The organism is Burkholderia sp. Bp9031 (genome assembly GCF_003857965.1).
Classification (GTDB): Bacteria; Pseudomonadota; Gammaproteobacteria; order Burkholderiales; family Burkholderiaceae; genus Burkholderia; species Burkholderia ambifaria_A.
The window spans coordinates 1-12865 of the sequence record NZ_QTPW01000009.1 but is presented as its reverse complement, the minus strand read 5'-3'; the positions used below and the strand labels follow the sequence as shown (position 1 = coordinate 12865).

The window sequence follows — 12865 nt, the reverse complement described above, 5'->3', positions numbered from 1 at the left end:
CGACGCGGCGGCGTATCGTCCAGCGACCGCCGCCGCATGCCGTAATCCTCCGCGTGCCGCGTCGCGCCCGTGCGCGCCGCCGTCACTTCGTGCGATGCGCGGCGACGTATTCGGCAAGCGCGCCGAGCGTCGCGAAGATCTTCTGGTTGTCCGGATTGTCCGAGCGCAGCTCGAAGCCATACTTCTTCGAGATCAGCAGCGCGATTTCCAGGATGTCGATGGAGTCGAGCCCGAAGCCCTCGCCGTACAGCGGGGTCCCGGCCGTCACCGTGTCGAGCGGGACGTCTTCGAGATTCAGTTCGCCGATGATCAGCGAGGCGAGCTCTTGTTCCAGTTCGTTCATCATGCTTGCGGGCAGGCGGCCCATGGCAGCGGGAGGCGCCCGGAAACGGCAACCGCGGTGCACGCCCGGCGCGTGCGAAACGCGCGCGAATCTCCGTCCCTCCGGCGTCTGCCGGCTTCCCCGCCTGCGTTATTGGGGATCATTTGTAAAAGTTACGCGGATTCTAGACGATGGGTATCGGCGCGTATACCGCGAATGGTTACAGACTGAAGGGCCCCGGCCGCGGCCGGTTTCGGGACCCGATCGCAGCAGACGCTTGAGCCGCTTCGGATGGAAATGGATCGCCGCCGCGAAAGCTTCAGTGCGCTGCCATACATTCGGTTACAAAACCCGGCTGCACCCACCTCGAACCGCCGCGCCGGGGCCCTAAAATGAGCGTGCACGACAGCCGGCCGGAACACGTGTCCCGGCCGCCATTCATCTGATGTTTGACAGCCCGACCAACGCGTCCGGCCCCCGATCCGCCCGATGTTTCCAGCAGCCATGCCGCGCCCGTTCGATTGCCTCGCCCCGGTTTGCCCGCCCGATCGCCGCCGTGCCGCGGCGGCCGGCGGCAACGCGCGCCCATGTCGCGCGCCCGGAGCGCCGCGATGAGCGCGCCGCTCGGCATCGCGCGCGGCGTCGGCGCGCTTGCCGCGGTGGCGGCGTACCAGATCGGCGCGCATTACGCGGCCGCGACGCCCGGCGCGCACGGCTTCGGCCTCGCGATGGCGCTCGTGCCACCGCTGCTGCTCGCGCTCGGCGCGGCGCTGCGCTCGCCGCGGCGTGCATGGCTCGTGCCGGCGTGGCTGCTGGCCGCCGTCGCGCTGTGGGCCGCGCGCATCCCGCTCGCGCGCCATTTCGAATGGGGCCTGTATCTGGAACATGCGAGCTTCAACCTCGCGATGGCGCTGCTGTTCGGCCGCACGCTCGCGGCCGGCCAGGTGCCGCTCTGCACGCGTTTCGCAACGATGATCCACGGCTCGATCACGCCGGCCGTCGCGCGCTACACGCGGCGCATCACGCTCGCGTGGACGCTGTTCTTCGTCGCGATCGCCGCCGTGTCGACGCTGATGTTCGCGACCGCGCCGATCGTCGCGTGGTCGACGTTCGCAAACTACCTGTCGCTGCCGCTCGTCGCCGTGATGTTCGCCGCCGAGCATGCGTACCGGCGCTTCGCGCTGCCGCACGATGCAAGCCCGCGGATGGTCGATGCGGTGCGCGCGTACCGCGCGTCGACGCAGCCGTCACGATGAATTCACAGCTGGCGCGGCGCCGCATCGCGGCCGCGCCGGCAACCGCTTCCCGCTTTAGCCGATTTATGCCGACTCACCCGCTGGTATTCCATTCCTCGCCGGACCAGACGATCGCCTGGCGCGACGGCACGCCCGTCACCGTGCGTGCGTTCGTCGCCGACGTCGCGCGCGTGGCCGCCGCGCTGCCCGCCGGCGGCCACGTGTTCAACGTGTGTCGCGACCGCTACCGCTTCGCGGTCAGCCTGTGCGCGGCACTCGTCGCCGGCAGGATCAGCCTGCTGCCGTCGACGCATACCCCGGAGATGGTGCGCCAGCTCGCGTCGTTCGCACCGGACGCGTTCTGCCTGCACGACGCGCCGGACTGCACGATCGACCTGCCGCGCTTCGCGTATCCGGACGCCGCCGCGGGCGACCTCCCCGACGACGCACCGTGCGTGGTGCCGCAGATCGACGCGGCGCGGATCATGGCGTACGTGTTCACGTCGGGCTCGACCGGCGCGCCGGTGCCGCACCGCAAGACCTGGGGCTTCCTGGTCGGCTGCGTGCGTGCGGCGGCCGACCGCCTCGGCCTGCTCGACGGCCGCGCGGCGACGCTGATCGGCACCGTGCCCGCGCAGCACATGTACGGCTTCGAATCGACGGTGCTGCTCGCGCTGATCGGCGGCCTCGCGTTCAGCAACCGCCAGCCGTTCTACCCGGTCGACATTCGCGACGAACTCGACGCGATCCCGCAGCCGCGCGTGCTCGTCACGTCGCCGATCCACCTGCGCGCACTGCTGTCGGCCGGCCACGCGCTGCCGCCGGCCGCGCTCGTGCTGTCGGCCACCGCGCCGCTGTCGGAAAAACTCGCGTGCGAAGCCGAGGCCGCGCTCGACGCGCCGCTCGTCGAGATCTACGGCAGCACCGAGACCGGCCAGATCGCAACGCGCCGCACGTCGCAGGGCGCGACGTGGCAGCTGTTTCCGGACATCCGGCTCGATGCACGCGATGCGCATGACGCGCCGGACCGCGACGCCGCGGGCGACGACGGCGGCCCGACCGTGTGGGCGTCGGGCGGACACGTCGAGACGCCCGTGCCGATGGGCGACGCGCTCGAGCTGCTCGGCGACGGCCGGTTCCTGCTGCACGGCCGCAAGGCGGACCTCGTCAACATCGCCGGCAAGCGCACGTCGCTCGCCTATCTGAATCATCAGCTGAACGCGATCGCCGGCGTCGTCGACGGCGTGTTCTTCATGCCGGACGAAGCCGCACCGGCCGACGCCGATGCGGCCCGCGAACCGGTCACGCGCCTCGTCGCGCTCGTGGTCACACCGACGCTCGCCGCGGCCGATCTGCAGCGCGCGCTGCGCGAACGGATCGATCCCGCGTTCATGCCGCGTCCGCTCGTGTTCGTCGACGCACTGCCGCGCAACGAAACGGGCAAGCTGCCGCGTGACGTGCTCGCCGCGCTCGTCGCACGGCACACGCGCGTCGCCGCGGCCGACTTGCCCGATCGCGGCGAAACGGATGCGCCGCTCGCGTTCACGATTCCCGCCGATCACCCGGCGCTGCCCGGTCATTTCCCCGGTCATCCGATCGTGCCGGGTGTCGTGCTGCTCGATCACGCGATCGCCGCACTTGGCGCGTCGCTGAATCGCCCGCTCGATACCTGGCGCCTGGCTTCCGCGAAATTCCTGAGCCCGGTCGCGCCCGGCGAACCGCTCGATCTCGCGTTCGATGCGGCGGCCGGCGGTTCGATTCGCTTCACGCTGCGCGCCGGCGCACGCGAGGTCGCGACCGGCGTGCTGTCCGCGCCGCCGGCCGCACCGGACGGCGCGCAGCCATGAAGCGCACCGCGTGGGCCGAGCGCCAGGAACGCAGCAACGCGGCGTTGCTGCGTGCGATGACCTGGATCTCGCTGCGTTTCGGCCGGCGGCCGTCGCGCGTCGTGCTGCACGCCATCGCGATCTACTTCGTGCTGTTCTCGCCGGTCGCCTGCGCGGCGTCGCGCGACTACCTGCGCCGCGTGCTCGGCCGTCCCGCGCGCTGGCGCGACGTGTACCGGCACGTGTTCACGTTCGCGGCGACGATCCACGACCGCATCTACCTGATGAACGGCCGCTTCGACCTGTTCGACATCCGGCTGCACGGCGAAACGCGCGTCGACGACGCGCTCGCCGGCGGACGTGGCGCATTCCTGATGGGCGCACACCTCGGCAGCTTCGAAGTCGTGCGTGCGATCGGCCGCACGCGTCCGGACCTGCGCGTCGTCGTCACGATGTTCGAAGAGAACGCGCGCAAGATCAACGCGACGCTCGCCGCCGTGAATCCGGCCGCGAAGCCGGAAGTGATTCCGCTCGGGCAGGTCGACTCGATGCTGAAGGTGCGCGAGCGTCTCGACGCGAACTGCATGGTCGGGATGCTCGCCGACCGCACGCTGCTCGACGACGCGGCCGCGTCGCTGCGGCGGCTGCCGCTGCTCGGCACGCCGGCCGCGTTCCCGCTCGGGCCGCTGTACATGGCCGCGATGCTGCGGCGCCCGGTGCTGTTCATGACGGGCCTCTATCGCGACGGCAACCGCTACGATGTGCACTTCGAGACGCTCGCCGATTTCTCCGGCGTGAGTCGCGACACGCGCGCGGCGGCCGTCGACGCGGCGCTCGCGCGCTACGTCGCGCTGCTCGAGCGGTACTGTCGCGCGGCACCGTACAACTGGTTCAACTATTTCGATTTCTGGCAAACCAGCGAGGCTGCCGCGCGCCGCGACGATGCGCGTGCGTGCACCGACCTGTCCGCCACGAGGGATTCCGACGCATGACCGCCGTTCGCCGCTTTTTGCCGATGTTCTTGCCGATGCTCCCGCTGTCGTCCCCGCTCGCGCTGCGCCGCGCCGCGCGCATGTTCGCCGTCACGACCGCCGTCGCGCTCGCCCTGCCCGCGCAGGCGGCAGACACCGGTTCGGCGTGGACCCTCGACCGGCTGATGTCGGCGCTCGCGCAGCACAAGTCCGGACGCGCGACGTTCACCGAAACGAAGACGCTGTCGATCGCCACGCAACCGGTCGAATCGTCGGGCGAGCTGGTGTTCGTCGCGCCCGACCATCTCGAGAAGCACACGCTGAACCCGAAGCCCGAACATCTCGTCGTCGACGGTGACATGCTCACGGTCGAGCGCAACAACCGCAAATACACGCTCGCGCTCGCCCGATATCCGGAGCTCGGCGCGTTCATCGACAGCATTCGCGCGACGCTCGCCGGCAACCGCTACGCGCTCGAGCAGGTCTACAAGGTCGCGCTCGCCGGTCGCGGCGACGACTGGACGCTGACGCTCACGCCGCTCGACTCGCGAATGCTGAAGGTCGTCAGCACGATCACGCTCGAAGGCTCGCGCGACGTGTTGCGCAGTGTCGCGATCCGGCAGGCCGACGGCGACCATTCGATGATGCGCCTGCAACCCGTCCCGGCGAACTGATGGACGAACGCACCCGGCCGCCCGCATCCGTCACGCAGCGCCTGCCCGCATTGCGGCAGCGCGCCGTGCTCGTGTGGCTGCTCGCGCTCGTCGCATGCGGGATCGCGATCGCCCGCGCGAATTTCATGGCCGACCTGTCCGCGTTCCTGCCGCGCGCGCCGAGCGCCGGGCAGCGCGTGCTCGTCGATCAACTGCGCGACGGCATCGTGTCGCGGCTGATCCTCGTCGCGATCGACGGCGGCGATGCGGCCACGCGTGCCGCGCTGTCGCGGCGCGTCGCCGGCACGCTGCGCGCCGACCGGCAATTCTCGGCGATCAACAACGGCGAGGCCGTGAACGACGCGCGCGACCAACAATTTGTGTTCGACCATCGCTACCTGCTGAGCCCGGCCGTCACGCCGCAGCGCTTCAGCGCGGACGGCCTGCACCAGGCGCTCGGCGACAGCCTCGACCTGCTGAGCTCGTCGGCGGGCCTCGTCGCGAAGGCGATGCTGCCGCGCGACCCGACCGGCGAAGTGGCCGCGCTCGTCGATCGGCTCGACAGCGGCGCGCAGCCCGCGATGCGCGACGGCGTGTGGGCGTCGCGCGACGGCACGCGCGCGGTGCTCGTCGTGCAGACGGCCGCTGCCGGCGCCGATACCGACGCGCAGGCCCGCGCGATCGACGCGGTGCGCCGCGCGTTCTCCGCCGCGGCGCAGACGCTGCCGAACCCGGCCGCGTACACGCTCGCGATGACGGGCCCCGGCGTGTTCTCGGTCGACACGCGCGACACGATCCGGCACGACGTCGAGCGGCTGTCGACGGCAAGCGTCGTGCTGATCATCGCACTGCTGCTGACGCTGTACCGCTCGCCGCGCACGCTCGCGCTGGGGCTGCTGCCGGTGCTGACCGGCATCGCGGCCGGGATCGCGGCGGTCAGCGTCGCGTTCGGCACGGTGCACGGGCTGACGCTCGGCTTCGGTACGACGCTGATCGGAGAAGCCGTCGACTATTCGATCTACCTGTTCGTGCAATCGGCGCAGGCCAGCTCGCGCGGCGCCACGCGGCCCGCCGACGCGACGCGCGCGTGGCTCGCCGCGTACTGGCCGACGATCCGGCTCGGCGTGCTGACGTCCGTGTGCGGTTTCGCGTCGATGCTGTTCTCCGGCTTTCCGGGCCTCGTGCAGCTCGGGTTGTATTCGATCGTCGGGCTGACGGCCGCCGCGCTCGTCACGCGCTTCGTGCTGCCGCACCTGCGCGGCGAGGACGTCGCGATTCGCGACGTGTCGCGCGTCGGCGCGGTGCTCGCGCGGGCGGCCGCTGCGGCGCCGCGGCTGCGCTGGCCGCTCGCCGTGCTCGTACTCGCCGCATGCGCGACGCTCGTGCTGCATCGCGACGGTCTGTGGAGCCGCGAGCTCGCCGCGCTCAGCCCCGTTCCCGCCCGCGCGCAGGCACTCGACGCGCGCCTTCGCGCCGATGTCGGCGCACCGGACGTGCGCTACCTCGTCGTGATTTCGGCGCCGACCGAACAGGCTGCGCTCGAGCGCGCCGAGCAGGTCGCCGCGCAATTGCAGCCGCTCGTCGATCGCGGTGCGCTCGCGGGCTTCGAAAGTCCCGCGCGCTACCTGCCGAGCGACGCCGCGCAGCGCGCGCGCCAGGCGAGCCTGCCGGATGCGGACGTGCTTGCCGCGCGCATGCGCGCGGCCGTCGCGAACCAGCCGATCTCGGTCAGGCCCGAGCTGTTCGCACCGTTCATCGCCGATGTCGAGGCCGCGCGCCACGCGCCGCTGCTCACGCGTGCGGACCTGCGCGGCACGTCGATGGCGCTCGCCGTCGACGCGCTGCTGACCGAGCGCGCGGGCCGCTGGAGCGCCATGCTGCCGCTGCGCGCGCCGGATGCCGCACGCAGCGCGTCGGCGGCAGCGCCTGCGCTCGACGCCGCACCGATCCGCGCGGCCGTCGCGCGCGCCGGCGTACCCGACGCGCTGTTCGTCGACATGAAGGCCGAGGCCGACCGCCTGTACGTGAACTACGTGCACGAGGACATCCGGCTGTCGCTAGCAGGTTTCGCGGCGATCGCCGTGCTGCTGCTGATCGCGCTGCGCTCGCCGCGCCGCGTCGTGCGCGCGCTCGCGCCGCTCATCGCGGCCGTGCTCGTGGTGACGGCCGGCTTCGCGCTCGCCGGCGTGCAGCTGACGATCCTGCACCTCGTCGGGATGCTGCTGATCGTCGCGGTCGGCTCGAACTACGCGCTGTTCTTCTGCAAGCGCGACGCCGCGCAACCGGTCACACCGTACACGCTCGTGTCGCTGCTGATCGCGAACCTCGCGACAGTCGCCGGCTTCGGCCTGCTCGCGTTGTCGCGCGTGCCGCTGCTCGAAACCTTCGGGCTGACGGTCGGCCCCGGCGCGATGCTCGCGCTCGCGTTCGCGGCGATCCTCGCGCCGCGCGCCGCGGCCGCGAGCCGCCCGCATCGTGATCCGACGGGAGGTCGCGCATGAACGCGCCATCGTCCGCCCCGCCACGGCAGCCCGGCGATCCGCGCCGCTGGAAGCCAACGCCGCTGATCGCGGGCACGGCCGCGCTGCACGCGCTCGCGCTCGCGGCCGTCGTCGCGCGGCCGGCCGCCTGGCCGTGGGCCGCCGGCGGCGTGGTCGCGTCGCATCTCGCGCTGACGGCCGCCGGCCTGTGGCCGCGCAGCGCGCTGCTCGGACCGAACTGGACGCGCCTGCCGACAGGTGCCGGCCGCCGGATCGCGCTGACGATCGACGATGGCCCGGACCCCGACGTCACGCCGCGCGTGCTCGACCTGCTCGATCGTTACGATGCGCGCGCCACGTTCTTCTGCATCGGCGATCTCGCGCGCCGCCACCCTCAGTGGATCGAAGCGATCGTCGCGCGCGGTCACGCGGTCGAGAATCACAGTCAGCGGCACCGGCATACGTTCTCGCTGTCGGGCCCCGCCGCGCTGCGGCGCGAAATCACGGCCGCGCAGCAGACGCTGACCGAGATCGCCGGCACGCGCCCGCGCTTCTTCCGCGCGCCGGCCGGCCTGCGCAATCCGTTTCTCGAGCCGGTGCTCTGCGAGCTCGGCCTGCAGCTCGCGAGCTGGACGCGCCGCGGCTTCGACACGCGCGCACACGATGCGGACACGGTCACGCGCCGCCTGCTGAACGGCCTGGCGCCGCGCGACATCCTGCTGGTGCACGACGGCCACGCGGCGCGCGATGCGCGCGGCGAACCGGTCGTGCTCGACGTGCTCCCGGCGCTGCTGCGCGCGGCCGCCGATGCGCAGTTGCAGTGGACCACACTGCGCGCCGCGCTCGCGCCGGAGCCACCCGCACCGCCCGGCCGGTCGGGCATGCCGGTCACCCCGTTTGATAAAATCTGACCATGCCCGACGCGCCCGCCAGCCCCGCTGCGGCGCCCGTTCCGGCCACCGGATGCGACCCTCGTGAAACCTCTCCTGCTCTCGCACTTCACCGCCACCAGCTGCATCGGCCGCGGCCTCGACGCGACCCTCGGCGCGCTGCGCCACGCGCGTGGCGGGCTCACGCCGTGCGACTTCGAGCGCGCCGAGCTCGACACCTGGATCGGCTCGGTGGACGGGGTCGATGCACAGTCCGTGCGCGCGGATCTCGCCGACTTCGACTGCCGCAACAACCGCCTCGCGCAACTCGCCCTCGTCCAGGACGGTTTCGACGCGCGCGTCGCGACGGCCGTGTCGCGCTACGGCGCTGCGCGCATCGGCGTGTTCGTCGGCACGAGCACGTCCGGCATCCTCGAGACCGAACGCGCATACGAGCAGCGCGATCCGGCGAGCGGCGCGCTGCCTGCCGGGTTTCGCTATGCGCACACGCACAATCCGTATTCGCCGGCCGCGTTCGTGCGCGCGTATTTCGCGCTGCGCGGGCCCGCGATGGCGATCTCGTCCGCGTGCTCGTCCGGCGCGAAGGTATTCGGCTCCGCGCGCCGGATGATCGAAGCGGGGCTGATCGATGCGGCCGTGGTCGGCGGCGTCGATTCGCTGTGCCTGACGACGCTGTACGGCTTCAATTCGCTCGAACTGCTGTCGCGCCGGCCGTGCCGTCCGTTCGACGTCGCGCGCGACGGCATCTCGATCGGCGAAGCCGCGGCGTTCGCGCTGCTCGAACGCGTGCCGGATGCGCCCGCCGTGCTCGACGACGACGCGATCCTGCTGCTCGGCATCGGCGAGTCGAGCGATGCGCACCACATGTCGTCGCCGCATCCGGAAGGGCTCGGCGCGCGCATCGCGATCGAACAGGCGCTTGCATCGGCCGGCCTCGATGCAAGCGACATCGACTACGTGAACCTGCACGGCACCGCGACGCCCAGCAACGATGCCGCCGAAAGCCGCGCCGTGGGCGCGCTGCTCGCGCGCACGCCGTGCAGTTCGACGAAGGGCGCGACCGGCCACACGCTCGGCGCCGCCGGTGCGCTCGAAGCGGTCGTCGCCGCGCTCGCGCTGCGCGAGCAGTTCGTGCCGGCCGGCGTCAATACCACGCAGCCCGACCCCGCGCTTGCCGCCGACTACGTGCTCGCGAGCCGCGACGCGCGCGTGCGAGCGGTCCTGTCCAATTCGTTCGGCTTCGGCGGCACGAATTGCAGCCTGATCCTCGGCCGCGCCGAGCACGCCCGCCGGGAGCCGACATGACACTCACCGCCTTCATCGAAAGCGTCGGCCTCGTCGGGCCGGGACTGAACGACTGGCCGCATGCGGCCGACGTGCTCACGGGCCGCGCGGCCTATGCGAGCGCGCGCACCGTGCTGCCGCCGCCAGCCGGCCTGCCGCCGGCCGAGCGCCGCCGCACGGGCCCCGTCGTGCGCGTCGCGCTCGCGGTCGGGCTCGAAGCGGCGGCCGCGAGCGGGCGCGATGCCGCCACGCTCGCGACCGTGTTCAGCGCGTCCGGCGGCGACGGCCAGAACTGCCACGCGATCTGCGAAACCCTCGCCGGCGAGGATCGCCACCTGTCGCCCACGCGCTTTCACAACTCCGTGCACAACGCACCGGCCGGCTACTGGAGCATCGCGACCCGCGCGATGGCGACGTCGAACGTGCTATGCGCGCACGACGGCAGCTTTGCCGCGGGCCTGCTCGAGAGCCTGTGCCAGGTGGCGGTCGATCGCGTGCCGAGCCTGCTGATCGCCTACGACACCGACTATCCGGAGCCGCTGCGCGCGGTGCGGCCGATCGTCGACGCATTCGGCGTCGCGCTCGTGCTCGTTCCCGACGCCAGCGAACGCACGCTCGCGCGCATCGACGTGCAGCTCACCGACGCGCCGGCGACGACGCTCGCGAACCGCGAACTCGACGCGCTGCGCACCGGTAATCCGGCCGCGCGCGCGCTGCCGCTGCTCGACGCGCTCGCCGCGCGGCGTGCGACGCGCGTCGTGCTCGACTATCTGGACGATGCGCGCGTGCAGGTCGATATCGCGCTGCCGGATGCCGCCGCGGAGCACACGCGATGAGCGCGCCCGTCTCGACGCCGATGCCGCCGCCGACAGCGACGCTCGATCGCGCATGGATCGCTGCGCACATTCCGCACGACGGCACGATGTGCGTGCTCGATCGAGTCGAAGCATGGGATGCCGCGCACATCCGCTGCAGCGCGACGAGCCACCGCGATCCGCACAATCCGCTGCGTTCGCGCGGCCGGCTCGCGTCGGTCTGCGGGATCGAATATGCGGCGCAGGCGATGGCCGTGCACGGCGCGCTGCTCGGTGCGCAACAGGCGCAGACGGAACAGGTGCGGCCGCGCGCCGGCTATCTCGCGAGCGTGCGCAACGTGGAGGCGTTCGTCGATCGGCTCGACACGTTCTCGCTACCGCTGATCGTCGACGCCGAGCGTATCAGCGGCGACGATCGCTCCGTGCTGTACGGCTTCGCGCTGCGCTGCGGCGAGCGCGTGCTGCTCAGCGGCCGCGCCGCGGTGATGCTCGATGCATCGGCGGCCGGCGCACTCGTTCCGCCGCCTGCGGGCCGCGCGGATTCCCGATGAATGAGCCCCAAGGAAACCACGTCGTGAAAGCACGTCAGTTCATTTGCACCGCGTTCGTTCTCGCGCTGATCAGCCCGATCGCGCACGCGGACATGTCGGAAGTGAAGCAGGACATCAAGCGCGATTCGAAGGAAGCCGCGCACAAGACCGGCGAGGCAGCGCGCAGCTTCGGTCATGCGACCGCGAGCGCCGCGAAGACGGTCGGCCACGGCATCGCGCATGCGTCGCGCGAGGGCTGGGATGCCACCAAGCGCACGACGAAGCGGATCTTCCACAAGAACGATTCGGGCGGCGGCTCGGAGAAGAGCGGCGATTGAGCGTGAGCGGCCCGCGCACCGCAGACGGAATGCCGGGGATGCGGCACGACGCGTGAGCGCGCCGATGCCGCACCGCCACCGTCAGCGCGCGCGGCCGCGCGAGCGACGCGCCGGCCCCCGCGTGAAACACCTGCCGTACGCGACCAGCCAGCAATCGCGATGATCGAAGTTTCGCAGCAGCCGTGCGCGGCGCCGCTCGAGCCAGTGAAGCACGATCGCCATCGTCAGCGCGACAGCCAGCGCCGAGCCGCCGATCACGAGTCCCATCCAGGTTTCACCCATGCCTCCTCCGGAATGCGAGGCCGGTGCGGCGCGCCTGCCGCGACACGGTGGCCGGACCGCGGGCGCACACGGCCCGCCGCCTGTGCGGCGAACCTGCGTCCGTAACCCGTCACCGCGCCCGCGCGCCGCTCCGGCGCTGGATACAGCGGGGAGCACGGCCCGGACGCGCGCGAACGCCGCCCGGGCCGCCGCGCGTCAGTGCATGTGCTGGCCGCCGTTGATCGCGATGTTGGAGCCCGTCACGAAGCCGGCCTCCTCCGAGCACAGATACGCGACCAGCGCCGCGACTTCCTCGGGTTGACCGAGCCGTCCCGCCGGAATCTGCGGAAGGATCTTCGTATCGAGGATGTCCTGCGGGATTGCCGTCACCATCTTCGTCGCGAGATAGCCCGGCGACACCGTGTTCACCGTCACGCCCTTGCGTGCGATCTCGAGCGCGAGCGATTTCGTGAAGCCGTGCATGCCGGCCTTCGCGGCCGCGTAGTTGGTCTGGCCGACCGAACCCTTCGAGCCGTTGACCGATGCGATGTTGACGATGCGTCCCCAGCCACGCTCGACCATGCCGTCGCAGACCGGCTTCGTCATGTTGAATACGGAATCGAGGTTGGTGCGGATCACCGCATCCCAGTTGACCTTGTCGAGCTTGCGCAGCGTCATGTCGCGCGTGATGCCGGCGTTGTTCACCAGGATGTCGACCGGACCGACTTCCCGGACGATCTTCTCGATGCACTGCTGGCACGAATCGTGATCGGCCACGTCCACCGGATATGCGTGGAATTCGCGGCCGGCCGCATGCATCTCGGTCAGCCAGCGATCCGCGCCGGTGTTGCTCGGCGAATACGTGACGACGACCCGGTAGCCCGCATCGTTCAACCGGATGCTGATCGCTTCACCGAGGCCGCCCATCCCACCTGTCACAACTGCAATTCGCTTAGTCATCCTATGAGTTACCGACAAAGAAAGTAGTCAATAATGCGGGGCGACGGCATCGCACATGCTGCCGCCCCACCGCTGCGGTGCACTGACGCCCTCGAGGCGGACGCCAGCGCACCGGAACATCACGCTTGTTGTTGGTTGCTTGTTGCGCGCGAAGGTTGCTTCGCGCGTGTGCGACGCGGGCCCGCGCCGCACACGCGCAATATCGTCAGGCCCTGCTCAACCGCGTTCGACCGCGAGTGCGACACCCATCCCGCCGCCAATGCACAGCGACGCCAGCCCGCGCTTCGCGTCGCGCTTGAC

At 71.3% G+C, this 12865-nt stretch carries 13 protein-coding genes; 10 read left to right on the top strand and 3 right to left on the bottom strand.

The features are described from left to right. Positions 1-82: 82 nt before the first annotated feature. Positions 83-367, bottom strand: coding sequence for a phosphopantetheine-binding protein (locus DIE15_RS14155; RefSeq protein ID WP_124833603.1), 285 nt, complete (start codon positions 365-367; stop codon positions 83-85). Positions 368-933: 566 nt separating this feature from the next. On the opposite strand from DIE15_RS14155, the gene DIE15_RS14150 reads away from it, so the two are divergent. The 10 genes from DIE15_RS14150 (at position 934) to DIE15_RS14105 (ending at position 11344) form a co-directional block, all read left to right on the top strand. Then, complete coding sequence (locus DIE15_RS14150; protein ID WP_124833602.1) at positions 934-1578, top strand: hypothetical protein; 645 nt, start codon at positions 934-936, stop codon at positions 1576-1578. A gap of 65 nt (positions 1579-1643) precedes the next feature. Continuing rightward, entirely contained in the window at positions 1644-3404 is a 1761-nt protein-coding gene (locus DIE15_RS14145; protein ID WP_124833601.1) for an AMP-binding protein, read from the top strand. Beyond that, on the top strand, positions 3401-4375 hold the full coding sequence (locus tag DIE15_RS14140) for an acyl-CoA synthetase (protein ID WP_124833600.1): 975 nt from the start codon (positions 3401-3403) through the stop codon (positions 4373-4375). The genes DIE15_RS14145 and DIE15_RS14140 overlap by 4 nt, the downstream gene beginning before the upstream one ends. Next, entirely contained in the window at positions 4372-5028 is a 657-nt protein-coding gene (locus DIE15_RS14135) for an outer membrane lipoprotein carrier protein LolA (RefSeq protein ID WP_124833599.1), read from the top strand. Before DIE15_RS14140 ends, DIE15_RS14135 begins: the two co-directional genes overlap by 4 nt. Continuing rightward, complete coding sequence (locus tag DIE15_RS14130; RefSeq protein ID WP_124833598.1) at positions 5028-7508, top strand: MMPL family transporter; 2481 nt, start codon at positions 5028-5030, stop codon at positions 7506-7508. The genes DIE15_RS14135 and DIE15_RS14130 overlap by 1 nt, the downstream gene beginning before the upstream one ends. Continuing rightward, positions 7505-8398, top strand: a complete 894-nt coding sequence (locus DIE15_RS14125; protein WP_057926550.1) for a polysaccharide deacetylase family protein — start codon at positions 7505-7507, stop codon at positions 8396-8398. Before DIE15_RS14130 ends, DIE15_RS14125 begins: the two co-directional genes overlap by 4 nt. 63 nt (positions 8399-8461) lie before the next feature. Further along, positions 8462-9682, top strand: a complete 1221-nt coding sequence (locus tag DIE15_RS14120; protein ID WP_124833597.1) for a beta-ketoacyl-[acyl-carrier-protein] synthase family protein — start codon at positions 8462-8464, stop codon at positions 9680-9682. Next, positions 9679-10497 carry a beta-ketoacyl synthase chain length factor gene (locus tag DIE15_RS14115; RefSeq protein ID WP_057926548.1) on the top strand — a complete coding sequence of 273 codons (819 nt, stop codon included), beginning with the start codon at positions 9679-9681 and terminating at the stop codon, positions 10495-10497. Before DIE15_RS14120 ends, DIE15_RS14115 begins: the two co-directional genes overlap by 4 nt. Beyond that, entirely contained in the window at positions 10494-11027 is a 534-nt protein-coding gene (locus tag DIE15_RS14110) for a hotdog family protein (RefSeq protein WP_057926547.1), read from the top strand. The genes DIE15_RS14115 and DIE15_RS14110 overlap by 4 nt, the downstream gene beginning before the upstream one ends. After that, positions 11024-11344 (top strand): hypothetical protein, encoded by a 321-nt coding sequence (locus DIE15_RS14105; RefSeq protein WP_057926546.1) that lies wholly within the window; start codon positions 11024-11026, stop codon positions 11342-11344. Before DIE15_RS14110 ends, DIE15_RS14105 begins: the two co-directional genes overlap by 4 nt. Positions 11345-11425: 81 nt before the next feature. Here the strand turns inward: DIE15_RS14105 and DIE15_RS14100 are convergent, their stop codons facing one another. Both DIE15_RS14100 and phbB read right to left on the bottom strand, forming a co-directional pair. Further along, positions 11426-11626, bottom strand: a complete 201-nt coding sequence (locus DIE15_RS14100; RefSeq protein ID WP_124833596.1) for a hypothetical protein — start codon at positions 11624-11626, stop codon at positions 11426-11428. Positions 11627-11821: 195 nt separating this feature from the next. Then, positions 11822-12565 (bottom strand): acetoacetyl-CoA reductase, encoded by a 744-nt coding sequence (gene phbB / locus DIE15_RS14095; protein ID WP_124833595.1) that lies wholly within the window; start codon positions 12563-12565, stop codon positions 11822-11824. Positions 12566-12865 lie beyond the last annotated feature (300 nt).